The sequence below is a fragment of the Kitasatospora sp. NPDC091207 genome, assembly GCF_044768625.1.
Classification (GTDB): Bacteria; Actinomycetota; Actinomycetes; order Streptomycetales; family Streptomycetaceae; genus Kitasatospora.
The window spans coordinates 635,352-659,825 of record NZ_JBIVVS010000002.1; the positions used below are offsets into that span (position 1 = coordinate 635,352).

Here is a 24,474-nt window from a genome sequence, read left to right on the forward strand (position 1 = left end):
GTCGGGGCCGGCGCGGGCCGGGACGCGGGCCGTGCGGGAGCCGCGGCCTCCCGCGTACGCGGGGGCGCCGCTCACAGCGGGCCGCTCGCACATATTCGAAACCGCGCCCAGATCACCCTTACGAGTGAAGTGACCCGCTACGCGTTGAGCTCGCCCGGAAACCGAAAGTAACTTCACTTCTGCGAACGGGAGTTGCCTGGACCGGGGGGTCGGGATGGCACTCCGCCGACATGCGGGCCCAGGCGGGACGGGCCCGCGGCGGACGCGGCCGGGGCCGCGCTCCCGTACTTCCGGGAAGACCGATCAGGCCGTCGGCGTGCGCCGCGGGTGCCCGAGCAGTGGGCACCCGCGGGCGCCGGCCGAGACGAAGGGATGTGAGGGCGGATGGGGGCGGACACATCGCTGCGTACGGCCGGGGGGAACGGATCGGCGGGCCACCGGCCGGACGCGGCCGGCGGGTGGCCGGAGGTGGCGCGGGCGGCACTGGCCGGCGCCGGGGGCCGGGGAGGCGACGACGACTGGCAGGTCTCCGTCGAGGGCTTCTGGTGCACGGCCAGGCCGGCCGCGGCGGAGCTGGCCGGGGAGGGCTGGAAGATCCACGTGAGCGCGGCGTCGGCGGTCGGCGGCGCCGTCCTGACCGCCGTCACCGAGGTCCTGGCCGACGACCCGTGCACCTTCAAGTTCGCCGCCGGACGGGAGCGGCTGCACGAGATCAACTCACGCAACAGCGACCGGGGTTCGGCGGGCAAGTTCATCACCGTCTACCCGCGGGGCGAGGACCAGTTCCGGCGGCTGGCCGCCGCGTTGCACCGGGCGACGGACGGCATGCCCGGACCGGTGGTGCTCTCCGACCGCCCCTACCGGCCCGGCAGCCGGGTGCACTACCGCTACGGCGCCTTCGCGGCGCGCGCCGAGCTGGGCAACGACGGCGGGTACCGGTCGATGCTGCGCGGGCCGGACGGCGAGCGGGTCGAGGACGTGCGCGGCGCCTCGTACCGCTGCCCGCCGTGGGCGCGCGACCCGCTGGCCGAAGGAGCCGGACCGCCGCGGGAGCGGGGCGGCCCGGTGGGCGGGCGCCCGGCGCAGGAGGGTCCCGTGCCGGGGCGCGGCCCCGGTGCGGCCAGGCCGGCGGCGCCCAGGCGCGGCTCCGGCGGGGTGCTGCTCGCCGGGCGGTACGCCGTCACCGGGGCGATCCGGCACAGCGCCAAGGGCGGCGTCTTCCTCGGACGGGACACCGACGGCGGCGCCGAGGTCGTGGTCAAGCAGGCCCGCGCGCACATCGAGGTGGACCGGTCCGGCACCGACGCCCGGGCGGCGCTGCGGCACGAGGCCGCGCTGCTGGCGCGGCTGGAGGGGCAGGACCTCGCGCCGCGACCGGTCGAGCTGATCGAGCAGGACGACTCGCTGTTCCTGGTGCAGGAACGAATCGCCGGGCAGCCGCTCGGCAGCTGGGTGGCGGCCCGGCTGCGCCGCGACGGCAGCCCCGACGTGGACTGGGCCGAGGCCGGGCCGCTGGTGCACGCGCTGCTCGACCTGGTCGAGCGGGTGCACGGGCTGGGGCTGGTCCTGCGGGACCTCTCCCCCGGCAATGTGCTGGTGCGGCCGGACGGGTCGCTGCGGCTGGTCGACCTGGAGCTGGCCACCGAGGCCGGCCGGGCGGCGGGCTCGGCCGGCACCCCCGGCTACCGGGCCCCCGAGCAGGGCCCGGGGCGGCTCGCCCTGGTCACGGACGGCGCGGACGGCTCCGGTGCCGCTGGCTCCGGTACCGGTCGCACCGGCGCGGGCCGGTCGGCGCGGGACGGGGCGGCCTGCGCCGGTCCGGGGCGGGACGCGCTCGGCCGGGACGTCCTGACCGGCAGCCGCCCGATCCCGGAGGGCACCTGTGTGGCCGAGCCGGCGGCCGATCTGTACGCGCTCGGCGGACTGTTCTTCCTGCTCGCGACCGGCCACGACCCGCTCCTGCCCGAGGATCTGCCGTCGGCCCGGCCGGTCGCCGACCGGCTCGGCCGCTGGCTGGCCCTCGCCGCCCGCTCGGGCGACACCGCGCGGCGGCTCGCGCCGGTGGTGCTGGGGCTGCGGGCCGAGGGGCCGGACCAGCGGTGGAGCCTCTCCCGCGTCCGGTACGCCCTGACCGGCGCCCCGGAGGAGCCGGCCGGCCCGCAGGACACGGACACCCCGTACGGCACGGACACCCCGCGGGGCACGGGCCCGACGCGGGCGGACGGCCCGGCCGGGGCCACCGCCCTCGTCGACCGGGTGCTGCACGACGGGCTGCGCCACCTCGCCCTGACCGCGACACCGCTGCGACGGGACCGGCTCTGGCCCGCCGTACCGGCCGGACAGTGGTCCGACCCGTGCAATGTGCAGCACGGTGCCGCCGGCGTACTCGCCGTGCTCGCCAGGGCGGCCCTGACGGACGGACTGCCCGACGAGGTCCGGGAGGAGTCCCGCCGGACGGCGCGGACCGCCGTCGAGTGGATCGAGCGCCGGTGCGCCGCCGAACCGGTCGTGCTGCCGGGGCTGCACTTCGGCCGCTCGGGCGCCGCCTGGGCGCTGGTGGACGCCGCCGGGGCACTGGAGGACCGCGCGCTCGCCGAGCGCGCCGCCGCCCTCGCCCGCCGGATAGCCGTCGAGTGGCCCAACCCGGACGTCTGCCACGGCGCGGCCGGCGCGGGCTTCCTGCACCTGCGCCTCGCCGCCGGCACCCCGGCGGCCGCGTCGCCGGGCGGCGGGGAGTTCCTGGACCGGGCCGCCCGCTGCGGGCACGGGCTGCTGGCCGCCGCCCGGTCCGCACCGGAGGGCGTGGTCTGGCCGGTGCCGAAGGAGTTCGACTCGGCGCTCGCCGGGATCACCCATCTCGGGTTCGCCCACGGGGTCGCCGGCGTCGGCGCCTTCCTGCTCGCCGCCGCCGGGGCCACCGGCGACCGGGCGCTGCTCGACGGCGCGGCCGAGGCCGGGCGCACGCTCGCCGCCACCGTCCGCCGGGAGCCCGGCGGACGCTACGGCGGACAGCACCGCGGGCCGTTCGACGGGCCGAACGACGGGTGGTCCGGCGAGGGGACCGCGGCCGGCGGCGCCGCCGACACCCGCTGGACGGCCTGGTGGCCGCAGGGCGCGGGCGACCCGGAACACGTCCGGCTGGCGCACTGGTGCAGCGGGTCGTCCGGCGCGGGCACCTTCCTGCTCCGGCTCTGGCAGGCCACCGGTGACGACACCGCGCGCGAGCTCGCCCTCGCCGCCGGCCGGGCCGTGCTGGCCGGACGCTGGCACTGCGGCGTCAGCGCCTGCCACGGCCTGGCCGGCAACGGGGAGTACCTGCTGGATCTGGCCGGGGCCACCGGCGAGCGGGAATTCCGCACCGGCGCCGAGGAGTTGGCCCAGCTGCTCGCCGCCAGGTCGGCGCTGCGCGACGGGCTGCTGGTGCTGCCCGACGAGACCGGCACCGGCTGCGCGGCCGCGTACGGGACGGGCACCGCGGGCGCGCTGGCCTTCCTGCTGCGCCTGCGCCACGGCGGCCCCCGGCTCTGGGTGGACCCGGTACCGCCCGCCGGCGCACCACGGACCGGTACCGAACCACGGACCGAACACCGACCGGCCCCGGCGGCCGGACCGCGCCCCGGCCCCGAACTGCCGCCCGAACCCGACGGGGTGAGTACCCCGTGAACGTGGCCGTCCGCTCCGCGACGCAGGCCCTGCGCCGCCTCAGCTTCACCTTCGCCACCGACGGCAGCCACGCCGCCTGCCTCGCCTCGGCCGCCGACGGCGGTTGGTACGCGGAGAGTTGGGCGCTGCCGGCCTCCGGCCCGGCCACGCCGACCGCGCTGACCCTGCCCGGCCACCGCTCCGAGAGCCTGCGCTGCCAACTGATCGCCCTGCCGGACGGCTCGGTGCTGGTCTGCCGGCACGACGGCGAGCGGCACGACCTGGTGGTCCTCCGCGCTGGCGCGCCGGGCAGCGAACCGGCCACCGTGGAAACGCCGCTGGCCACCCTGCGGCGGCCCGGGCTGCGTCTGCTGCCGGTTCCGGCGGCGGCGGTCCCCGAGGGCGCCCGCGTCCCGGTCGCGCTGGCGCTGGGCACCGACACCCGGCCGGGCACCACCGCCTGGCTGGTGTTCGCCGACGGCGGTGAACCCCGCCAGGTCGCCGAGATCCCCGGCCTGCACGGCGGCGGCGTCTGGCTGGACCGCACCGGAGCCCTGCTGGCGCTCGACCGGGTCGACGCGGGCATCGTCCGCACCGTCGTCCTCGACCTGCGGACCGGCGCGGTCACCCCGTTGCTGGAGATCGGCGAGCGCAGCAACGACCGGCTGGTCCTGTTCGACCCGGAGAGCCGCTTCGCGATGGTGCGCAGCGACGCCCCCGGGGCCGACCGGCTCGGCTGGGGGGTGCTGGGCGGCGGCGAGCCGTTGCGGTTCCCCGAGTGCCTGCACGTGGCGGGCATGTTCCTGCGACCGGTCGCGCTGCACGCCACGCCGGAGGGGGCCCGGGTGGTCGTCCAGGTCGACCACGGCGCCGGCTCCGCGCTGGCGCTGTGGCGGCCGGCCGCCGGACGGCTGGACCGCCTGCCGGTGCCGCCCGGGCGGTTCGGCGCGGTCGGGCACTGGTCGGGGGCGGGGCTGCGCATCCCGTACTCCTCGCCCGAGCACCCGGCCGCGCTGGCCACCCTGGACGTGGACACGCTGCTGGCGAACGGTCCGACCGGCGTGGCCCCCGGCCCGGTGCCGCTGCCACTGCAGTTGGCGCCGCTCGGCTCCGGACTGCCCGGCCCCTGGCGGGACACCGTCCTGCCGTGGCAGCCCGGCAGCCCGCGGGTCTCCCGCACCGCACCCCCCGGCTGGCAGCTGGACGGCAGCACCCCGCCCGGGGACGGCGGGCGCTGGCACTCCGCGCAGAGCATCGAACTCGCCGGACCGGCCGGGCCGTTGGAGGCCGTGGTGTACGGCGGGGACGCCTGGCTGAGCAGCCCGCACCTGGTCCTCGCCCTGCACGGCGGGCCGGCCGACGCCTGGCGGCTGGAGTTCGACCCCGCCCTGCAGCGGATGGCGGCCGGCGGCCTGGCCGTGATCGCGCCGAACCAACGCGGCTCCACCGGCTACGGGGTGGCGCACGCGATGGCCATCCGGGGCGCCTGGGGCGGGCCGGACCTCGACGACGTCCTGTACCTGCTGGACGGCATCGCGGGCCAGCGCGCCGCGCTCGGCCTGGAGCCCCCCGCCCTGTTCGGCGTCAGCTACGGCGCGTTCCTCGCGCTGCTGGCGGCCGCGCACGCGCCCGCCGAGCAGGTCGCGCGCTGCGCGGTGGTCGCGCCCTTCCTGTCCGGCGCCCGGCTGCTGGCCGAAGCCGCCTCCCCGGTCCGGGCGTTGACCACCCGACTCGGCGGCGGCGAGTCGATCGCCGACACCCGCGGCCCGCGCGACGTCCTCCAGCTCGCGCACCGCCTCCGCGCACCCCTGCTGATGGTGCACGGGGACCGGGACGAGGTCGTCCCGGTCAGCCAGTCCCGTTCGCTGCGCCACGAGTTGCTGCGGATCGGGCGGACCGAGGGCGCCGACTTCCGGTACGTGGAGGCGGCCGGGGCCGGACACGAGGTGCTGGCCGAGGACGGCGCCGCCGTGCTGCACGAGCTGCTGGCCGGCTTCCTGCGCACCGGCCGGCCGGGCTAGCGGCCCGGCCCACAGACTCCCGGGCCCGACGGCCCGGGGCGTTACCCGCGACGGTGGATGGAGGCCGTCGCGGGGAGCACACCCGACGCCCGTACCGCAGATCGCGGCGGGCGGAACAACCAGGGGAGGACCCGATCATGGAGAACATGGTGGACTTCGAGACCGACCTCGCGGCGCTGCAGGAGCTGCCCGAGACCGAGTCCGTCGAGCTGACCGGCCACGGCGGCGGCTGCCAGTACACCTGCCTCATCCTGACCTGTCTGATCTTCACGATCAGCTAGTCGCGGAGCCGGTCGACCGGTGAACCGCGGGCGCCGCTGCCGCCTGTCCGGACAGGCGGGAGCGGCGCCGCCCTGTGCTCGTGCGGTGCCCGCTCCCGCTCGCCGCCCGTCCTCTTCTCTTCTTCTCCTTCTCTTCTTCTGCCGGGCCATGGCCTTCCGCTGCCGCGTCCGTGCCTCTCTCCCACCCACCACCCGACGGGAGCCCGCCCATGCCCCGCCGCCCCACCGGCTGGACCCTCGCCCTGGCCGTCGCCCTGCCCGTCGAGGCCGCCACCGCGCTCGCCCTGCCCGCGGCGCTCGCCGGGGCCGTCGACGCCGCGCTCGACCGGACCGCCGGGCACTCGGCGCCGCTCCTGCTCGCGCTCGTCCTCGGCGCCGCCGCGGGTGCCGCCGCGCTCGCCGCCGCGGCCGGACCGGCCTGCGCGGCGGAGGCCACCGCCGCACTGCGCGGGCGGCTGGTCCGCCACCTGCTCGCCCTCGGGCCCGGCGGCCGCCTGCGGCCCGGCGGCCCCCCACCCGGTGACCTGACCGCACGGCTGGCGGGCTCCGCGGCCGATGCCGGCGGCCGGCTGCCGGCCCTGCTCGGCGCGGCCACCGCGCTGCTCACCTCGGCCGGCGCGATCGTCGGGCTCGGGATCCTGTCGCCGTGGCTGGCCCTCGCCTTCTTCGGCGGCGTGGTGCCCGGGGTGGCGCTGATCCGGCTGTTCCTGCGGGAGGCCGGGCAGGTCTTCGTCCGCTACCAGGAGACGCAGGCGGACATCGCCGCCCGGCTGACCGGCGCGCTGGCCGGACTGCCCAGCGTCCGGGCGGCCGGTGCGCAGCGGTCCGAGGCGGCCCGGGTCCTGGAGCCGCTGCCCGCGCTGTCGGCGGCCGGGCACGCGCTCTGGTCCGCGCAACGGCGCACGGCCTGGCAGGCGACCCTGCTGATCGCCGTGGTCGAGGTGGCGGTGCTGGCCACCGCGGGCGCCCTGGTGGCGGCGGACGCGCTGGCGCCCGGGGCGCTCGCGGCGGCGGCCGGCTGGGCCGCGCTGGGAGCGGGGCTCTTCGAACAGGTCGAGGCGCTGGTCGGGGTCGCGCACGCGCGCGCCGGGCAGTCCCGGGTGGACGAGCTGTTCGCCCTCGCCCCCGCGCCGGCCGGAGTGTCCGCCCTCCCGGCGGACGGCACGGGCGAACTGGCCTTCCGGGGCGTGGTGGTGCGGGAGGACGGGCGCGTCCTGCTCGGACCGCTCGACCTCACCGTGCCGGGTGGCAGCACGGTCGCCCTGGTCGGCCGCACCGGCTGCGGCAAGTCACTGCTGGCCGCGCTGCCCGGCCGGCTGCGCGACCCCGACGAGGGCCGGGTGCTGGTCGACGGTGTCCCGGTGGCCGAGCTGACGGCCGCCGAGCTGCGGCACGCCGTCGGCTACGCCTTCGAGCGGCCGGCCCTGGTCGGGCGGACGGTCCGCGAGGCGCTCGACGGCGCCGGCCCCGAACAGGCCGCGTCCGCCCGGGCGGACGCCTTCCTCCGGGGGCTGCCCGCCGGGTGGGACACCCCCCTCGACGAGCTTCGGCTCTCCGGCGGCGAGCTCCAACGGCTGGGCCTGACCAGACTGTTGGCCCGACCGGCCCGCGTACTGGTGCTGGACGACGCCATGTCGGGGCTCGACCTCGCCACCGAGTACCACGTCACCGAGGCGCTGGACCGGGCCACCCGGGGACGGACCCGGCTGGTGGTCGCCCACCGCGAGACCGCCGCCGCCCGCGCCGACCTGGTCGCCTGGCTGGACGCCGGCCGCCTGCGGGCCCTCGCCCCGCACACCGACCTGCTCGCCGACCCGGACTACCGCGCCACCCTGGCCGGCGCCGCACTCGAAGCGGCCGGTGCCTGATGGGCCGCCACAGCGCCCGGCCCGGCGCACCGCGGACCGGCCTGCCGCACGCCTCCCCGCCGGGCACCGGCCCGGCACACACCGGCCTGCCGCACGCCGCCCCGCCGGACACCGGCCGCGCCGGGGCGGGTGCTCCCCCGGCCCGCGCGGGACGCCGGCCCCGTCGACCTCCCGCGCCGCGCTGGTCGCCCGGATGGGTCCTGCTCGGCCGCCGGCTCGCCACCACCCGGGGCGCGCTGTGGCGCCTGCTGGCCTGGTCCGCGGTGGAGGCGCTGCCGGCACTGCTGTCCGGACTGCTGGTGTCGGCCGCCGTCGACCAGGGCTTCCTGGCCGGCCGGCCGGCGGTCGGCCTGGCCTGGCTGACCGGCTTCGGGGCGGTGACCGCCGTACGCGCGTACGCGGCCCGGGCCGGGTTCCCGTACCTGGCGGCCGTGGTGGAACCGCTGCGGGACGCCCTGGTGGAACGGGTCGTCCGGGGTGCGCTCGCCCGCCCGCACGCGGATCCGGCCGAGGTCGCGCGGTTGACCGAACAGGTCGAGTCCGCCCGGCAGTTGACCGCCACCCTGCTGCGCACCCTGCGCGGGGTCGGGGTCACCCTGGCGGCCTCGCTGGCCGGCCTCGCCCTCCTCGCGCCCGCCGTCCTGCCCCTGGTCCTGCTCCCCCTGCTCGCCGCGGGCGGGCTCTTCGCCCGACTGCTGCGCCCGCTGGTCGACCGGCGGCGCGCCGTCGTGCTCGCCGAGGAGCGGCTGACCGCCGAGGCCGGGCGGGCCCTGCACGGGTTGCGCGACATCCAGGCCACCGGTGCGCAGCGGCGGACGGCCGAGGCACTCGCCGGCGCCGCGGGCGACAGCGCCGCGGCCTCCCGCGCCCTCGGCCGCGCCGCCGCGCTCCGCTCCCTGGTCGTCGCGCTCGGCGGGCGGCTCCCGGTGGTGGCGGTGGTCGCGGCAGCGCCCTGGCTACTGGGCGACGGCGGCCTCAGCGCGGGCGAACTGCTCGGCGTGGCCACCTATCTGCTGCAACAACTCGATCCGGCGGTGCGGACCTTGGCCGGCACCGTCGGCGGCTGGCTGCTCGACCTGACCGTGGTGCTCGACCGGCTCGCCACCAGCTACCCGGACCCCCTCCCGCGCCCGGACGCCACCCCGACGCCCGACCCGGAACGCGAAGGCCCCGCCTCCCCCACCATCCGCCTCACCGCCCTGCGCCACGCCCACGGCCCGCACGCCGCCCCCGTCCTCGCCGGTCTCGACCTGACGACGGCCCCCGGCGAGCACCTGGCCGTGGTCGGCCCGAGCGGCACCGGCAAGTCCACCCTCGCCGCGCTGCTCGCCGGCCTGCTCACCCCGGTCGGCGGCGAGATCACCGTCGACGGCCGCCACCCGCACCTCCTCCCGGACGCCGAACGCGCCCGCCTGGTGGCCCTGCTCCCCCAGGAGGCGTACGTCTTCCCGGGCTCGGTGCGCGCCAACCTCCGCTGGCCCGGCCCGCCCGCCACGACCGTCCCCACCGACAGCCGGCTCCTCGACGCGGCGGCCCTGCTGGGCGCGGGCGCGCTGGTCACCCGGCTCGGCGGGCTCGACGGCGTGATCGCCGATCCGGGCGCGCTGTCGGCCGGCGAACGCCAACTGCTGGCGCTGGTGCGTACGTACCTCGGCGCCGCGCCCGTCGTGGTGCTGGACGAGGCCACCAGCCGACTGGACGCCGCCGCCGAGGAGCGGGTCGAGCGGGCCTTCGCCGCCCGCCCGGGGGTCCTCGTGGTGGTGGCGCACCGGATCAGTTCGGCGCTGCGGGCCGACCGGGTCCTGCTGCTGGACGGCGGCCGGGGCACGCTCGCGCGCCACGGCGACCTCCAGGTCCTGTCCCCCCTCTACCGCGAACTGGTCGGCCACTGGCTCGGCTCGGCGGGCCCCCGGGCGGCCGGGCCGCTCGCCGGGCACCCGTCATGATCTCGATAGGATCTCGCCCGTTCCGGCCGTTATGGTGGCCGGGGCACGGGCCGCGATCACCTGCTCTGGCGCCGTTCAGACGCCCGATCACGCGCCCGACCGCACCCGCGGTGCCAGCCGGCGCCGAAGCACCCGCACCCTCGCACGGAAGACGATTTTGATGTCCGACACCCTCACCCACACCACCGGACCCGCGATCACCGGGGCCGCCGCCGACGGGTCCACGGCCGAGGACACCGCGTCGCACGGCCGCCACCGGGGCTCCTCCGCCCCCGACGACAGGCCCGAGGCCGACCCGCACGGCCGGCACCGCCTGGGCCTGGGCGCCGAGCAGAGCTGAAGCGGCCTTCGCTGTCCTTCACTGTCCTTCGCGGTCCGTCACGGCAGGACCCGCCGGGTGCGCCGGCGGGCCCTGCCGCGTCACAGCGGGCCCGGCCCCACTGCCCGACGCTCAGCCCAGCGTCACGACCGTCCGCAGCGCCTCGCCGCCCCGCATCTGCGCGATGGCCTCGTTGACGTCCGCCAGCCCGACCCGGTGCGTGACCATGCCCGCGAGGTCGATCCGCCCGGCCCGCCACAGCTCCACCACCAGCGCGATGGTGCGCGGCACCGGCGCGCCGCCGTACAGCGAGGGCAGCAGCCGCTTCTCGTTGAAGAAGAGCTCGCCCATGGTGAACTGCGCGAGGTCGTCCTGCGCCCCGGCGCCGATCACCACGACCGCGCCCCCGCGCCGCGCCGCGTCGTACCCGGCCCGGACGGTGGACGAGCGGCCGACCGCCTCGAAGACGTAGTCGAAGCCGCCGCCCGGCAGGCCCTTCGCGGCGGCCTTGAGCTCCTCGGGCGCGAGCGCCTCGGTGGCGCCGAAGGCCAGCGCCCGCTCCCGGCGCGAGACGACCGGGTCCACCACGGTGATCCGGCCGGCGCCGCAGACCCGGGCGCCCTGCACGGCCGCGACGCCCACCCCGCCCGCGCCGATCACCGCGACCGAGGCCCCCGGTTCGACCCGGGCGGTGTGCACGGCGGCACCGATGCCGGTGGTCACCCCGCAGCCGATCAGCGCGGCCAGCTCGTACGGCAGGTCGGCGGGGACGGCGATGACGGCGTCGCGGTCGACCACCACCTCCTCGGCGAACGAGCCGGTGCCGTAGAAGCCGGAGGCCTCCACCGGCTCCCCGTCCGGCGCCGGCCCGCCGCCGAACCGGAAGCCCGGCGCGCCGAGCCGGCGCAGGCTGGCGACGCAGAGGTGCCCCCGCCCGCGCTCGCAGTGGGCGCAGCTGCCGCAGGGCGCCATCCAGCAGAGCACCACGCGGTCGCCGACCGAGACGCCGGTCACGCCCTCGCCGACCTCCACCACGTCACCGGCGCCCTCGTGGCCGGGGACGAACGGCGCGGGCTGCGGCAGGACGCCGCTCATCGCCGACAGGTCGGAGTGGCAGAGGCTGGCCGCCCGCAGGCGGACCCGCACCTTGCCGGGGCCGAAGCCGACCGCCACCACGTCGTCGCGGACATCGAGCGTGTCCTGGCCGGTCTTGTGCAGGATGGCTGCGCGCATGGAGCTGCTCCAGGTTCGCCTCGGTTCGGGGGTCGGGCCGATTCTGGCACGCCGCGCCCGAGCGGAGTAGAACACGTTCCATTCGGCCGCTCCGCTCCCGTTCGTGGACGGGGTGGCCGCCGGGACGCGCCCACTGGCATGATCACCGGCCGTGTCCATACCCGCAGCCCCTACGGCCGCCGCAACCGAAGCCGCCGCCACCGCACCCACCGCGTCCGCACCGCAGGCCTGCCCGTGCTGCGCCGCCACGATCGACGCCGACCCCCGGTTCGCCGTCTGGTGCCCGCGGTGCGAATGGAACCTGACCCCCGGGGCGACCGACGCCCCCGCCCCGAAGACCCGGCGGAGCGCCGCCCACGCGCGGCGTGAGGCCGCCGCGACCGCCCGCACCGATCAGCTCTTCGAGGACATCGCGGCCGGCCGCACCGCCACCGGCGGGCAGCGGGCCCGGCTGGCCGCGGCGGCCATCGCCACCGCCGTCCACCTGGCCACCGCGGCCCTGTGCGCCTGGGGGCTCTGGCTGCTCGTCACCGGCAACACCCCGCTGCGCTGCCTCGGCGCGGTCGTCCTCGCGCTAGTGGTCCTGATCCGGCCCCGGCTCGGCCGGGCCCCACGCGGCGAGGGCGTGCTGACCCGCGCCGAGGCGCCCGCCCTCTACGGCCTCGCGGACCGCGTCGCCGCCGAGCTGGGGACCCGGCCGGCCGGGGTGATCCAGGTCGACGCCGACTTCAACGCGAGCGTGTGGGTGGCCGGACTGCGCCGGCAGACGGTGCTCACCCTCGGCCTGCCGTTCTGGGAGGTGCTCGGCGAGCAGGACCGGGTCGCCCTGCTCGGACACGAGTTCGGCCACCGGGTCAACGGCGACAACCGGCGCGGCTTCTGGCTCGGCGCGGCGATCCAGGCGCTCGCGCACTGGCACGACCTCGCCCGGCCGCGCGGCCACTACCGGAACGCGGTGGGGCTGCAGATGCTGTTCCAGCTCACCGACCTCCTCCTCGGTGTGCTGCTCGGCGGCGTCGCCTGGCTGCTGCGCCGGGTGCTGCTGCTGCTCGACCGGCTCACCTCGCGCGCCGGCCAGCAGGCCGAGTACCACGCGGACACGCTCGCCACCCGCGTCGGGTCCACCGAGGCGACCAGGCGCCTGCTGCGGACGCTGCTGCTCCAGCAGACCGCCGAGACCGCGGCGACCCGGGTACGCGCGGAGCTGCGCAGCCGGCCCGGCACCGCCCGCCGCGGCCGGACGCCCGACCCGGCGGAGCGGACGAGCGCCCCCGAGGCGTTCTGGGAGCGGCTGCGCGTCCACCTCGCCACCGTCCCGCCGCTGGAGCACGAGCGCCTGCTGCGCCGCTCCGCCCTGGAGCGGGGCGCCGTGGACGCCACCCACCCGCCGACGCACCTGCGGCTCGCCCTCCTCGACCGGGCACCGGCCGTACCGGCCGCCGTCACCATGACCCCCGCCGAGGCCACCGCCATCGCCGCCGAGCTGGCCCCGCACCGCGTCCGCGTCGCGCGCACCCTGCTGGCGGGCTGAGCACCCGCGCCGGACCGCACCGGACGGGACGCCACCGCCTACCGTCCAGTAGGGTCCGACGACGAACACCAGCACCGATCCACCCGCCGAGGGAGCCGCACCATGTCCGACCTCCTGGAGAACACGCGCCCCGCACCCGAGGTACTGGCGGCCTTCGAGGGCGCGACCGGGTTCATGCCGGTCGACGAGGGGCTCGCGCTGTACGCGGCGGCCCTGACGGCGGCCCGGCGGACGGGGCTGCCGGTACTGGAGATCGGCACCTACTGCGGGCGGTCGGCGATCCTGCTGGCGGCGGCCGCCCGGGAGGCGGGGACGGTGGCCCTGACCGTCGACCACCACCGGGGTTCCGAGGAGCAGCAGCCCGGCTGGGAGTACCACGACCCGACGCTGGTGGACGAGGAGGTGGGCCGGATGGACACCCTCCCCCGGTTCCGCCGCACCCTGCACGCGGCCGGGCTGGAGGACCACGTGGTCGCCCTGGTCGGCCGCTCCCCGCAGATCGCGGCGCTCTGGGGCGGGCGGCTCGGCCTGGTCTTCATCGACGGCGGCCACACCGACGAACACGCCAGCGGTGACTACGAGGGCTGGGCACCCCAGCTGGCCCCCGAGGGCCTGCTGGTGGTGCACGACGTCTTCCCGGACCCGGCGGACGGCGGCCAGGCGCCCTACCGGGTGTACCTGCGGGCGCTGGACGAGGGCTTCGAGGAGGTCTCGGTCACCGGTTCGCTGCGCGTCCTGCGTAGGGCCCGCGGCTGAGCACCGGGCACCCGCGCACCCCCCGGACCACCCTTTGACCGTCGGCCGGACCCGGACCCGAAAGCCCTGCTCGAACGCCCCGCCCGAACACGCCGCCCGAACACCGCTGTGCCCCGGCGAGATCCCCGGACCCGCCCCACGGCCGATCACGGATGCTCTAACGTCGTGCCGGGGCTGTCGGGCGGGGGTTCGAACGGTACGGTGTCCGCGCGGCGCACCGGCGCCGCCGACAGCGGCACGGCACCAGGCAGAGCGACCGGGCAGACGGTGGGGGCCAGCAGAATGACGGACCAGCAGAACACCGCTCCGGCGGTCTGGGACCCGACCGCGCGCGGCGGCGCCGGCGGCTGGGTGCGCGGCCCGCAGCAGCCCGCCCCCGGAGCGGCCCAGGCCCCGGCCCCGGCCGGCTATCCTCCCGCCGCCCAGCCGGTGCCGCCCGCACCCGGCCGGCCCGGTGAGGCGCCGCAGCCACCCGGCCAGGCGCCCGTTCCGCAGCAGCCCCCCGCGGCGGGCGGTGTCGGCGACCAGGGCCCGCCGCTGGCCGCACGCCCGTACCTGGCCACCGGCGGCCAGGGCTACGACGCCCCGACCGCGCCCGCCTTCCCGGCCGCCACGCAGCCGCCCACCGGCCCGCGGCCGGCGGCGCCGTCCGCGCCGGGGTTCCCGAGCCACGCGACCCCCCAGGGGCCGGCCGGCGGCTACGGCTACCCGCCGGCGCCCCACGCCCAGCCTCCCGCCCAACCACCGGCCCAGCCCCCGTACGCCGCCGCCCCGTCCCCCCAGCAGTACCCCGCGTACCCGGCCCAGCAGTACCAGCAGCAGTACCAGCAGCCGGACTACGCCGCCGGCTACGAGGACCTGGACACCGACGACCGCCCGACCAACCGGCGCGCGCCCCTGCTGATCGCCTTCGCACTGCTGTTCGTCCTGGCCCTCGGCGGCGGCATCCTCTGGGCGGTCAAGGACAAGGACGACTCGGCCGACCGGGCCGCCGCCCCCACGCCCACGACGACCGCCACCGACCCCGGCGCCACCGGGAACCCGCCGCCCGCGCCCGACGGAGCGACCGGCGCGCCGAGCCCCACCGACACCGCGTCCGCGTCCGCGTCCCCGAGCCCGACCGCCGGCGCGGGCGGGCCCAACGCCCAGGCCCAGGCCAAGGCCCTGGACGAGCTGCTGACCCAGGGCGAGAGCGCGAAGGCGCCGATCGGCAGCGCGGTCGCCAAGGTGAGCAGCTGCCCCGCGAAGGCCGACATCGACAGCGCCGCACAGGTCTTCGACACCGGCGCCAAGCAGCGCGACCAGCTGCTCGCCAAGCTCGCCACGCTGACCGTCACCGACCTGCCCGGCGGTGCGGACGCGGTACGGTCGTTGAACTCCGCCTGGCAGCTGTCCGCCGACATCGACCGGGCGTACGCGAGCTGGGCCCGCGCCGTCTCCGCCCAGGGCTGCTCGGGCTCCGCCCCGAACACCGCCGACAAGAAGCACGCGGACGAGCTCAACCCGCAGGCCACCCAGGCGAAGAAGGACTTCGTGGCGAAGTGGAAGGCGATCGCCGACCCGTACGGCCTGACCGCGCGCACCCAGGACAGGATCTGAACCACCCGTGACCCGCACCACCAACGGTCCGCAGGACGAAACGCCCCGCCGCTCCCGCCTGCTGCGCACCACCACCGTGGCCGGCGCCGTGGTGCCACTCTGCCTGGCCGGCTGGCTGGGGTGGCAGGCCGTCGCCGACCGCGGCCGGGACGGCACCGCGGCGGCCCGCGGCGCCGAGGCCGCCGCCCCGCCGTCCCCGGGGCCGTCCTCGGGATCACCCTCGGCCTCCGCGTCCCCCTCGGTGTCGGCCGACACCCCGAACAGCACCCCGAACGGCACTCCGGGGACCACCGCCCCGGGGACCGCCACCCCCGGTTCGACGCCCGGCACCGCGCCGGGCACGGCGTCCGCCACCGTGCTGGCCGGCCGCACCGTCCTGCTCGATCCCGGCCACAACCCCGGCAACGCGGCCCACACCACCGAGATCAACCGCCAGGTCGACATCGGCAACGCCCGCAAGGAGTGCGACACCACCGGCACCTCCACCAACGCCGGCTACAGCGAGGCGGAGTACTCCCTGGACGTCTCCCGCCGGGCCCGAGCGATCCTCACCGCCCGGGGCGCGACGGTGGTCCTGGTCCAGGACGGCGACCGGCCCTGGGGCCCGTGCATCGACGAGCGCGCGAAAGCGGGCACCACCGCGCACGCCGACGCGGCGGTCTCCGTGCACGGCGACGGCGGCCCGCCCGGCGGCAGCGGCTTCCACGTGATCATGCCCGCCAAGGTGGTCGCGGGCAGGGCCGACAACACCGCGATCGTCGCGCCATCGAACCGGCTCGGCCTGCTGCTGCGCGACAGCTTCCACGCGGCGACCGGCGAGCCGTACGCCGACTACATCGCGAGCCAGGGTCTGGACACCCGCTCCGACCTCGGCGGGCTGAACCTCTCGACCGTGCCCAAGGTGTTCATCGAGTGCGGTAACATGCGCAATTCGGCCGACGCCAAGCGGATGACGGATCCTCAGTGGCGCCAGCAGGCCGCCCAGGGGATCGCCGACGCGCTGACGGCGTTTCTGACCACGCGGTAGGCGAGCGGGGCCCACCCGGCCCGCCCCGCCGGAAGGTGGACAGCCCGCGACCGGGGCCGCGCAGTTTGCAACGACTTCGCCCCATTCCCGAGCCCGCTGTGCACCCGCGAGGCGGTTGGCCCTAGGCTTCTGGTCCGTTCGGAGTTTTCCGGGCCGGTCAACCGACCGCGAAGAACCGCCGACCACGACACACCAACGAGGGGAACGTTAGTGAATCTGCGCGCTCTCACCAGGGGAGACGCCGCCGTCGCAGGTGCGGCCGTCCTGCTCTTCATCGCCTCCTTCCTGCCGTACTGGACCGTGGACTGCAGCGGCAGGTACTGCGGCGACACGTCGCAGAACGCCTGGGACAGCGTCCTGTTCCCCGTCCTGCCGTCGGTCTTCCTGCTCGGCATCCTCGCCGCCGTGCTGATCCTGGTGCAGCGCTTCCAGGGCGCCGCGGCCGCCACCCGCCAGGTGCTCGGCCTGCGGCTGGACCAGTGGGGCATCGCGTTCGCCGTGGCCGCGCTGTGGACCTCGATCTGGTCCCTGGGCGGTGGCCCGAAGGGCCTGGACCACGGGTTCGGCGCCTGGCTGGCCGTCATCTCGCTGCTGGTGCTCGCCGGTGCCGCCGCGGCCGGCCCGCTGGTTCCCGCGCTGAAGGCGCCGCTGGTCACCGACAAGCCGGCCGCCCCGCAGGGCTACCCCGGCGGCTACCCGAACCCGCAGGTCGGCCAGCCCCAGCCCGGCCAGTACGGCTACCCGGGCCCGGGCCAGGGCCAGGACTCGCAGCAGATGCAGCCGCCCGCGTTCGGCGGCCAGCCCGGCAGCTACGGCTACCCGGCTCCGCAGGCCGGCCAGCCGCAGGACGCCGCCCAGCAGGCCGCTCAGCACGCCGCCACGCAGCAGGCCGCCCACCAGGTGCCGACTCCCGCCCAGGCGCAGCCGGCTCCGGCGCCCGACTTCGCGCCGTTCTGGTTCGCCGTCCCGGCGCCGCGCCAGCTGGCCCCGAAGGACAACCCGGCCGGTGCCCCGGTCGGTGAACTCGCCCCGGGCACCTGGTACCTGGCGGTCGAGCAGCGCGGCGCCGCGCTGGTCGCCCAGCTCCAGGACGGTACCCAGGGCGTGCTGGCCGACACCACCGGCATCCAGCGCGGCTGACACACCGGCGGCGACACGAAGGGGCGGGACCGGATCACTCCGGTCCCGCCCCTTCGTTCTCGTTCCCGTCGGCGTCGGCGTCGGCGTCCGCGTCGGCCTCAGCAGCAGTCCTGGACCACCAGCCCGGTGGGCAGGTGGTCGCCGCCGAAGACCGTCACCGTGGCCGGATCGCCACCGAGCGCGGCGACGGCCAGCAGCAGCGCGCCCGCCGTCCAGGTGGTGCGCTCCTCGGGCCAGACGGCGTCGTCCTCGAAGACGTAGCCGGTCCAGTACGAGCCGTCGCTGTGCCGCAGGTGCTTCTGGATCCAGCGCAGGATCTCGACCGCGCGGTCGGACTCGCCGACCGCCCAGAGCGCCATGGCCAGTTCGGCGCTCTCCCCGCCGGTCACCCACGGGCGGTCGCTGACGCAGCGCACACCGAGGCCGGGGACGACGAACCGGTCCCAGTCCCGTTCGATCCGCTCCAGCGCGGCCGGGCCGCGCAGCGCGGTGCCGAGGACGGGGTAGTACCAGTCCATCGAGAAGCGGTCCTTGTCCAGGAACCGCTCGGGGTGGTGCGCGATGGCGTGCCGCAGCCGGCCGGCCGCCAGCTCCCAGTCGGGCTGCGGCTCCTCCAGGTAGTCGGCGACGGCCAGACCGCAGCGGAGCGCGTGCAGGATGCTGGACGAGCCGGTCAGCAGCGCCTCGTCGGGCGCCTCGCCGTGCTCGTCGACCCGCCAGGAGATCGGACCGCCCGGCAGTCGCAGGCCGACGATGAAGTCGAGGGCGCGCCGCACGACCGGCCAGATCCACTCCAGGAAGGCGTCGTCACCGGTGCTCAGGTGGTGGTGCCAGACACCGACGGCCACGTAGGCGCAGAAGTTGGTCTCCTTGGCCGCGTCCGCGACCGCGCCGTCGGTGCCGCCCTGACCGTAGGCGTAGGCGGCGTACCAGGAGCCGTCGGGGTTCTGACGGGCCGCCAGCCAGCGGTAGGCGGCCTCGGCGGCGGCGTGCTCGCCGGCCGTGTCCAGGGCCATCGCGGCCTCGGTGTGGTCCCACGGGTCCAGGTGGTGGCCGGTGAACCACGGTATCGCGCCGTCGCTCTGCTGCTCGGCGAGGATGCTGCGGACGGTCCGGGCGGCCTGCTCGGCGTCGAGCACCCCTTCCAGCAGCAGCGCCTCGGGGACGGCGGCGGTCACTCGCCGGCCCGCCCGGCCCCGGTCAGCCCGGCCTCGGCGCGGTCCGACGCGGCCTCGGTACGGTCCGACGCGGCCTCGGTACGGTCCGACGCGGCCTCGGTACGGTCCGACGCGGCCTCGGTACGGTCCGGCTCGGCCTGGGCGCGGTCCGCGGCGGGTTCGACGCGGTTCGGCTTGGACGCGTAGGCGACGAAGCTCTTGCCGATCACCGGGTTGAGGGCCTTCTCCGCCGCCTTGGTGAGCTTGCTGATCACCGGGGTGCCGACGATGTCCCAGACCAGCAGCTGGTGGTACGCCTTGACCGGCAGCGCCTTGTCGTTGTCCACGCCGACCGCGCACTTGATCCACCAGTACGGCGAGTGCAGCGCGTGCGCGTGGTGGGTGCCGTACGGCTCCAGACCGGCGTCCTTGAGCTTGTCGAGCAGCTCGTCGCCCCGGTAGATCCGGATGTGGCCGCCCTCGACCTCGTGGTACTCGTCGGAGAGGGCCCAACAGATCTTCTCCGGCAGCCAGCGCGGCACCGTCACGGCCAGCAGCCCGCCGGGCTTGAGCACCCGGAACATCTCGTTGAGCACGCCCTTGTCGTCGGGGATGTGCTCCATCACCTCGGAGATGATGATCTTGTCGAAGTACTCGTCCTCGAACGGCAGCGCCAGCGCGTTGCCCTCCATCGCGACCGCCGACGCGCCCTCGGGAGCCTCGCCGGCCTCCGCCATGGCGGCGAACCACTTCTTGACCTCGGCGATCTCGTCGGCGCTCTGGTCAAGGGCGGTCACCCGGGCCCCGCGCCGGTAGCACTCGAACGCGTGCCGCCCCCCGCCGCACCCCAGGTCGAGCACCCGGTCGCCGGGGGCGAGCGGGAAGCGCGAGAAATCAACGGTCAGCACTGCGGGCTCCCATTCCTCTGGTACCAAACGTTTGTGACGCCGGGCCGGCCCGACCGGGCCGGCCGGATCCGACGAGAACGGGTCCGGCGACCCGTCAGGCCACGTACCGCCAGCCCGGACCGGACCGGGCCCGACGCCCGGCCCCGGTGGCGATCGCCGCCCGGTAGCTGTCGGCGGTCAGGGCGGCGGCCCGCTCCCAGGTGAACCGTGCGAGCACCCGCTCGCGCCCGGCCCCACCGAGCGTGCGGCGCAGCTCCGGATCGTCCAGCAGCCGGCCGAGCGCCGCGGCCAGCGCGCCCGCGTCGCCCGGCGGCACCGCGAGACAGGTCTCGCCGTCCGGCCCGGCCACCTCGGGGATCGCCCCGCCGGTGGTGGCGACCAGCGGGGTGCCGGTGGCCATCGCCTCGGCGGCGGGCAGCGAGAACCCCTCGTACAGCGACGGCACGCAGGCCACCTCCGCCGAGCGGTACAGGTCGACCAGTTCCCCGTCGGTCAGACCGTGGCGGAACTCGATGCACTGCTCCAGGCCGAAGCGGCGCACGGCCTCGGCGACCGGCCCCCGCTCCTTCTGCGGCTTGCCGACCACGACCAGGTGCGCGTCCCGCTCGGTGCGCACCTTGGCCAGCGCCTCGACCAGGTGGACCAGCCCCTTGAGCGGGACGTCGGCACTGGAGGTGGTGACGATCCGGCCGGGCACCCGGGCCACCAGGTCGGACGGCGACCAGAGCCGGGTGTCGGCACCGATCGGCACCACCGAGATCGCGGCCGGGGCGGCGCCCAGGTGCTCGGCGATCTCGCGCTTCGAGGTGCCGGAGACGGTGATGACGCGGTCCAGCCGGGCGGCCACCCGGCGCTGCATCCGGGTGAAGGCGTACCAGCGGCGCAGCGAGAGCCGGCGGCCCAGGGTCGGGGCGGCGTCCAGTTCCAGCTGCCGGTCCACGGTGATCGGGTGGTGGATCGTGGTGACCAGCGGGAAGCCGTGCCGCGCGAGGCCCAGCAGGCCGTACCCGAGGGTCTGGTTGTCGTGCACCACGTCGTAGCGGCCCTTGTGCAGGGCGAGGTACTGACGGGCACGCAGCGAGAAGGTCAGCGGCTCGGGGAAGCCGCCGGTGCGCATGGTGGCGACCTCCAGCACGTCCACCGGGCCCCGGTACTCGGCGAGCCCCGGGGTGCGGAACGGGTCGTCGGCGCGGTAGAGGTCCAGGCTGGGCAGCTCGACCAGGCGAACCGAACCGGGGCCCTCGACCTCGTCCAGCACGGGGTACGGCTGGGAGCCGATGACGTCCACGTGGTGGCCGAGGCGGGCCAGCTCGCGGGAGAGGTGCCGTACGTAGACGCCCTGGCCGCCGCAGAACGGGTCGCCGCGGTACGACAGCAGGGCAATCCGCAGCGGCTGCGCGGTCATCGTCGGCTCCCGTCCTTGCTGAAGTCTGTGCTGCCGGTGGCTAAAGTAGATCAGGTTTCAGTGTGGTGTGGAGTTCGCCAGTGACCATGTGAACAATGAGAGACCTCGAAGATACCGGCCCGTAGCTTCTCCTCAGGTGCCAGGGCTGGTGATTCACGCCACGCCGGAGCACCTGCCGGAGCACGCGCCGGACCAGCCGGAGCACCCCCCGTCACTCTCGCGCCCCGGGAGCACCCTTGCCACCGCCCGCCTCCTCCGTGCCCACCGCCGCCACCGGCCCCACCGGGCCCGCCGGGCAACCCGCCGACCCGCCGCTGACCGCCCGCCAGGCCGAACGGCGGCGGCGAATCCTGCGGGCCGCGACCCTGCTGGCCGCCCGCGGCGGGTACGAGGCCGTACAGATGCGGGAGGTCGCGGAGGGCGCGCAGGTCGCGCTCGGCACCCTGTACCGGTACTTCCCGTCCAAGGTCCACCTGCTGGTCGCGGTCATGCTGGAGCAGTTGCAGGGCCTCCAGGAGCAGGTCCGCCGGCACCCGCCGACCGAGCCGGACACGGCTTCGAGGGTCGCCGAGACGCTCACCCGGGCGTTCCACGCGCTCCAGCGCGAACCGCTGCTCGCCGAGGCGATGGTCCGTGCGCTCTCGTTCGCGGACCGCTCGGTGAGCGCCGAGGTGGACCAGGTGAGCACGGCCACCGGACAGCTGATCCTGGACGCGCTGGGCCAGTCCGGTCCACCGACCGAGAGCCAGCGCGCGGCCGTCCGGGTGATCGAGCACACCTGGCACTCGGCCCTGGTCTCCTGGCTCTCCGGACGCGCCTCGATCGCCGAGGTCCGCGCCGACCTGCACACCGCCGCGCGGCTGCTCACCCTGCCCTGAAGGCGCGGCGGGCCGGCGCCGGGGGGAAGTGGAACCTGTTCTCGGGTGTGGCTTCGCGGGTGTGGCTTCGCGGGCGTCCGGCTCGGGTGTCCTCGGGTGTCCTCCGGCGCCCTTCGCGCCCTTCGCGCCCTTCCGGCGCGGGCTGCCGCGCGACCGCCGGCTCCCGGGCGGGGCGGCCGGTCGCGCCGCCGCCGGTCACCTCGCTCGCCGGTCGCGGCGGTCGCCGTCCCGGGACACCGGCACCGCGACCGACGGCACGGCGGCTACAGTCGCGGCGGTTACAGTCGACGGGCAGGACAACTCCATCCCGCTTCTCCTCGGGGAAAGCCGGTGCGAATCCGGCACTGACCCGCAACCGTGAGCCCGGCGCTGAACGGCCGGGGCAGTCGGAGTGCCCGGGGAGAGGCGAGCGGCCACACCGGGCACACCCGTACCCGGCACCGTCGAGGTCTACGGAACGGCTCACCCGGGCCACCACACCGCTCATCGAAAGGCTCCTCTCCACCATGCTCACCGCCGCCCGTCTGGGCGCCGCCGCCCTGTCCGCCGCCCTGCTGGCCGGCGCCGCCGCCGCACCGGCCCTCGCCGACAGCCCCTCGACCGGCGCCACCGCGCCCGTCCCCGAGGGCCTCTACGGCAAGGGGGACCCGACGTACGACGGCGTGTGGCGCCAGTCCCTCGCCCTCACCGCGCTGACGGGCGCCAAGGTGACCCCGGCCGACTCCGCCGTCTCCTGGCTCACCGGTCAGCAGTGCGCGGACGGCGGCTGGCCGTCCTACCGCGCGGACACCGCGGCGGCGTGCGACCCCAAGACCGAGGACAGCAACGCGACCGCCGTCGCCGTCCAGGCCCTGGTCGCGCTCGGCGGCCACCAGGACGGCGTCGACAAGGGCGTCCAGTGGCTCAAGGCCAACCAGAACGCGGACGGCAGCTGGGCCTACAACCCCGGCAGCCCCGGTGACGCCAACTCCACCGGCCTGGCCGTGAACGCCCTGCTCGCCGCCAAGCTGGACCCGGCGGGCGTCGCCAAGGCCGACCGGAGCGCCTTCGACGGGCTCGCGCTCTTCCAGCTCGGCTGCGCCGCCCCCGCCGACCAGCGCGGAGCCTTCGCCTACCAGCCCGACCCGGCCGGCGCGCTCGCCCCGAACGCCCTGGCCACCGCCCAGGCCTCGCTCGCCGCGGCGGGCGGCAAGCTGCCGGTCACCAACACCAACCGGACGGACGCCGCGCCCAAGGCGCTGCCCTGCGCGAACGGCTCCACCGAGCCGCTCGTGCCGCGCGCCGACTCCGCCGAGGCGGCCGGTGCCTACCTCACCGCCCAGCTCGCGGCCGGGGGCCAGCACCTGACCCTGACCCTGCCCGGGGCCGCCCCCACCCCCGACTACACCGCCACCGCCTGGGCCGCGCTCGGCCTGGTCCAGGGCGCCCACCCGCAGCAGGCCACCGGCGCGGTGGACTGGCTGGCCAAGGAGGGCGGCACGTGGACGAAGGGCGGCACCGACGCCTCCGCGACCGCCACCCTGCTGCTGGTCGCCCAGGCCGCCCAGCGCGACCCCGCGGCGTTCGGCGGCGACCTGGTCGCGCAGCTGACCGCGCTGGGCCCGGCGCCCAAGGCGACCGCCCCGGCTTCCGCCGCCGCCTCGGCGCCCGTCGAGAAGAAGAAGGACGACGGCGTCAGCCAGTGGTGGACGATCGGCATCGGCCTGCTGATCGGCGTCGGCGGCGGCCTGGTGCTGAGCCTGCAGCGCAAGCGGGGCCTGAAGCGGTGACCGGCCCAGGCAGCCCAGGCACCCCCCGGGCGGCCGCATCCCGGCGGCTGCCCGAGTCCCGGGGCCGGGGCGACTCCCGGGGCCGGGGCGACTCCCCGCAGCCGGTCGGCTTCCGGGGCCGGCCGGAGGATGCCGCCGGGTCCGGCGGGGGGCCGGCGGCCGGGAGCGTCCGTCGTCCCGGCGCGGTCGGCCGGCTCTGCTCCGATCCCCAGCGACGGCAGCGGGCGGCGGCCGCGGCTGTCCGGTTCGTCGCCGGACTGATCGCCGGGGTGCTGATCCTGTTGGTACTGGGAGCCGCGCCCGCCCAGGCCGCCGGGTACCGGTACTGGTCGTTCTGGAAGTGGTCCGACGGCGCCTGGGCGTACCAGCAGCAGGGCCCGGCCGTGTACGTGCCGCAGGACGGCGGTGTGGACGGGTGGCGTTTCGCGGTCAGCCCCGACGGCGGGCAGGACGCCGCCCGGCCCGGCGCCGCCGGGGACTTCGCCGCCGTCTGCGGTAGTACCGCCGAGCAGTCGGGGCGCAAGCGCGTCGCCGTGGTCCTGGACTTCGGCGGCACCGCCGACGCGCCCGGGTCCGGCGAGACCCCGCCCGAACGCCGTACCGCCTGCGCGGTCGTGCCCACCAGTGCCAGTTCGGCCGAGGTGCTGGCGACTGTCGCCCCGCCGCTGCGCTACGACACCAACGGGCTGCTCTGCGCCATCGCCGGCTACCCGAAGGCCGGCTGCGGCGACCAGCTCGGCGCGGCGAACCGGCCGGTCACGACCGGGGCCGCCGACACCGCCGACCACAGCAGCGGGCCCGACATCGGCCTGATCGCGGGGGCCGCCCTGGTCGCCGTCCTGGCCGCCGGTGCGGTCTGGCAGGCGCGTCGTCGCCGCTGAGCCGGCCGGAATATGTAAACCGGTCCACTTATGTAGACCGGTCTACAGAGAACGGCCCCGGACCCGCCGCGCCGCCTCCGGACCGACCGGGCAGCCGCCCGCTATACCGACCG

Annotated in this window: 18 protein-coding genes and 1 riboswitch; of the genes, 14 read left to right on the forward strand and 4 right to left on the reverse strand. The window is 76.9% G+C overall.

Annotation, left to right across the window (positions count from 1 at the left end; translation table 11 throughout):
* Window positions 1-384: 384 nt before the first annotated feature.
* From ACIQTO_RS07510 to ACIQTO_RS07535, 6 genes are all read left to right on the forward strand, one after another.
* Entirely contained in the window at window positions 385-3,663 is a 3,279-nt protein-coding gene (locus ACIQTO_RS07510; RefSeq protein WP_402384135.1) for a lanthionine synthetase LanC family protein, read from the forward strand.
* Entirely contained in the window at window positions 3,660-5,663 is a 2,004-nt protein-coding gene (locus ACIQTO_RS07515) for an alpha/beta hydrolase family protein (protein ID WP_402384137.1), read from the forward strand. Before ACIQTO_RS07510 ends, ACIQTO_RS07515 begins: the two co-directional genes overlap by 4 nt.
* A gap of 137 nt (window positions 5,664-5,800) precedes the next feature.
* Window positions 5,801-5,944 (forward strand): VenA family class IV lanthipeptide, encoded by a 144-nt coding sequence (locus tag ACIQTO_RS07520; RefSeq protein ID WP_153882823.1) that lies wholly within the window; start codon window positions 5,801-5,803, stop codon window positions 5,942-5,944.
* Between the two features lie 209 nt (window positions 5,945-6,153).
* Entirely contained in the window at window positions 6,154-7,812 is a 1,659-nt protein-coding gene (locus ACIQTO_RS07525) for an ATP-binding cassette domain-containing protein (RefSeq protein WP_402384140.1), read from the forward strand.
* A complete protein-coding gene (locus ACIQTO_RS07530; RefSeq protein WP_402384142.1) occupies window positions 7,812-9,758 on the forward strand; it encodes an ATP-binding cassette domain-containing protein in 1,947 nt (648 codons plus the stop codon). Before ACIQTO_RS07525 ends, ACIQTO_RS07530 begins: the two co-directional genes overlap by 1 nt.
* A 160-nt stretch (window positions 9,759-9,918) precedes the next feature.
* Complete coding sequence (locus ACIQTO_RS07535) at window positions 9,919-10,098, forward strand: hypothetical protein (RefSeq protein ID WP_402384145.1); 180 nt, start codon at window positions 9,919-9,921, stop codon at window positions 10,096-10,098.
* 111 nt (window positions 10,099-10,209) lie between these two features.
* Here the strand turns inward: ACIQTO_RS07535 and ACIQTO_RS07540 are convergent, their stop codons facing one another.
* Window positions 10,210-11,310, reverse strand: a complete 1,101-nt coding sequence (locus ACIQTO_RS07540) for an alcohol dehydrogenase catalytic domain-containing protein (RefSeq protein WP_402384148.1) — start codon at window positions 11,308-11,310, stop codon at window positions 10,210-10,212.
* Window positions 11,311-11,461: 151 nt separating this feature from the next.
* On the opposite strand from ACIQTO_RS07540, the gene ACIQTO_RS07545 reads away from it, so the two are divergent.
* The 5 genes from ACIQTO_RS07545 (at window position 11,462) to ACIQTO_RS07565 (ending at window position 17,363) form a co-directional block, all read left to right on the forward strand.
* Window positions 11,462-12,841, forward strand: coding sequence for a M48 family metallopeptidase (locus ACIQTO_RS07545; protein ID WP_402384151.1), 1,380 nt, complete (start codon window positions 11,462-11,464; stop codon window positions 12,839-12,841).
* Window positions 12,842-12,943: 102 nt separating this feature from the next.
* Complete coding sequence (locus tag ACIQTO_RS07550; protein ID WP_402384154.1) at window positions 12,944-13,597, forward strand: class I SAM-dependent methyltransferase; 654 nt, start codon at window positions 12,944-12,946, stop codon at window positions 13,595-13,597.
* Between the two features lie 282 nt (window positions 13,598-13,879).
* Window positions 13,880-15,196 carry a hypothetical protein gene (locus tag ACIQTO_RS07555; protein ID WP_402384157.1) on the forward strand — a complete coding sequence of 439 codons (1,317 nt, stop codon included), beginning with the start codon at window positions 13,880-13,882 and terminating at the stop codon, window positions 15,194-15,196.
* Between the two features lie 7 nt (window positions 15,197-15,203).
* Entirely contained in the window at window positions 15,204-16,223 is a 1,020-nt protein-coding gene (locus ACIQTO_RS07560) for an N-acetylmuramoyl-L-alanine amidase (protein WP_402384159.1), read from the forward strand.
* Window positions 16,224-16,433: 210 nt separating this feature from the next.
* The gene (locus ACIQTO_RS07565) at window positions 16,434-17,363 is read left to right on the forward strand and encodes a hypothetical protein (RefSeq protein WP_402384162.1); all 930 of its coding nucleotides are present in this window, start codon (window positions 16,434-16,436) and stop codon (window positions 17,361-17,363) included.
* Window positions 17,364-17,461: 98 nt separating this feature from the next.
* Here the strand turns inward: ACIQTO_RS07565 and ACIQTO_RS07570 are convergent, their stop codons facing one another.
* The 3 genes from ACIQTO_RS07570 to ACIQTO_RS07580 all read right to left on the reverse strand — a co-directional run bounded on the left by ACIQTO_RS07570 (window position 17,462) and on the right by ACIQTO_RS07580 (window position 20,833).
* Window positions 17,462-18,541, reverse strand: a complete 1,080-nt coding sequence (locus ACIQTO_RS07570) for a prenyltransferase (RefSeq protein WP_402384165.1) — start codon at window positions 18,539-18,541, stop codon at window positions 17,462-17,464.
* Window positions 18,538-19,428 (reverse strand): class I SAM-dependent methyltransferase, encoded by an 891-nt coding sequence (locus ACIQTO_RS07575; protein ID WP_402384168.1) that lies wholly within the window; start codon window positions 19,426-19,428, stop codon window positions 18,538-18,540. The genes ACIQTO_RS07570 and ACIQTO_RS07575 overlap by 4 nt, the downstream gene beginning before the upstream one ends.
* A 94-nt stretch (window positions 19,429-19,522) precedes the next feature.
* On the reverse strand, window positions 19,523-20,833 hold the full coding sequence (locus tag ACIQTO_RS07580) for a glycosyltransferase family 4 protein (protein ID WP_402384171.1): 1,311 nt from the start codon (window positions 20,831-20,833) through the stop codon (window positions 19,523-19,525).
* 236 nt (window positions 20,834-21,069) lie between these two features.
* Between ACIQTO_RS07580 and ACIQTO_RS07585 the strand changes: the two genes are divergently transcribed.
* The 3 genes from ACIQTO_RS07585 to ACIQTO_RS07595 all read left to right on the forward strand — a co-directional run bounded on the left by ACIQTO_RS07585 (window position 21,070) and on the right by ACIQTO_RS07595 (window position 24,361).
* Window positions 21,070-21,711 carry a TetR family transcriptional regulator gene (locus ACIQTO_RS07585; RefSeq protein ID WP_402384174.1) on the forward strand — a complete coding sequence of 214 codons (642 nt, stop codon included), beginning with the start codon at window positions 21,070-21,072 and terminating at the stop codon, window positions 21,709-21,711.
* Between the two features lie 320 nt (window positions 21,712-22,031).
* A riboswitch (cobalamin riboswitch) is annotated at window positions 22,032-22,108 on the forward strand.
* Window positions 22,109-22,217: 109 nt separating this feature from the next.
* Entirely contained in the window at window positions 22,218-23,480 is a 1,263-nt protein-coding gene (locus ACIQTO_RS07590) for a prenyltransferase/squalene oxidase repeat-containing protein (protein ID WP_402384176.1), read from the forward strand.
* Window positions 23,481-23,749: 269 nt separating this feature from the next.
* Window positions 23,750-24,361, forward strand: a complete 612-nt coding sequence (locus ACIQTO_RS07595; protein ID WP_402384179.1) for an SCO2322 family protein — start codon at window positions 23,750-23,752, stop codon at window positions 24,359-24,361.
* The last annotated feature ends 113 nt before the right edge of the window (window positions 24,362-24,474 follow it).

Excerpts from the sequence above, each read along its gene's own strand:
- ACIQTO_RS07510 (WP_402384135.1), top strand. The coding sequence starts at position 385 with ATGGGGGCGGACACATCGCTGCGTACGGCCGGGGGGAACGGATCGGCG.
- ACIQTO_RS07520 (WP_153882823.1), top strand. The coding sequence starts at position 5,801 with ATGGAGAACATGGTGGACTTCGAGACCGACCTCGCGGCGCTGCAGGAG.
- ACIQTO_RS07525 (WP_402384140.1), top strand. The coding sequence starts at position 6,154 with ATGCCCCGCCGCCCCACCGGCTGGACCCTCGCCCTGGCCGTCGCCCTG.
- ACIQTO_RS07530 (WP_402384142.1), top strand. The coding sequence starts at position 7,812 with ATGGGCCGCCACAGCGCCCGGCCCGGCGCACCGCGGACCGGCCTGCCG.
- ACIQTO_RS07535 (WP_402384145.1), top strand. The coding sequence starts at position 9,919 with ATGTCCGACACCCTCACCCACACCACCGGACCCGCGATCACCGGGGCC.
- ACIQTO_RS07540 (WP_402384148.1), bottom strand. The coding sequence starts at position 11,310 with ATGCGCGCAGCCATCCTGCACAAGACCGGCCAGGACACGCTCGATGTC.
- ACIQTO_RS07550 (WP_402384154.1), top strand. The coding sequence starts at position 12,944 with ATGTCCGACCTCCTGGAGAACACGCGCCCCGCACCCGAGGTACTGGCG.
- ACIQTO_RS07555 (WP_402384157.1), top strand. The coding sequence starts at position 13,880 with ATGACGGACCAGCAGAACACCGCTCCGGCGGTCTGGGACCCGACCGCG.
- ACIQTO_RS07580 (WP_402384171.1), bottom strand. The coding sequence starts at position 20,833 with ATGACCGCGCAGCCGCTGCGGATTGCCCTGCTGTCGTACCGCGGCGAC.
- ACIQTO_RS07590 (WP_402384176.1), top strand. The coding sequence starts at position 22,218 with ATGCTCACCGCCGCCCGTCTGGGCGCCGCCGCCCTGTCCGCCGCCCTG.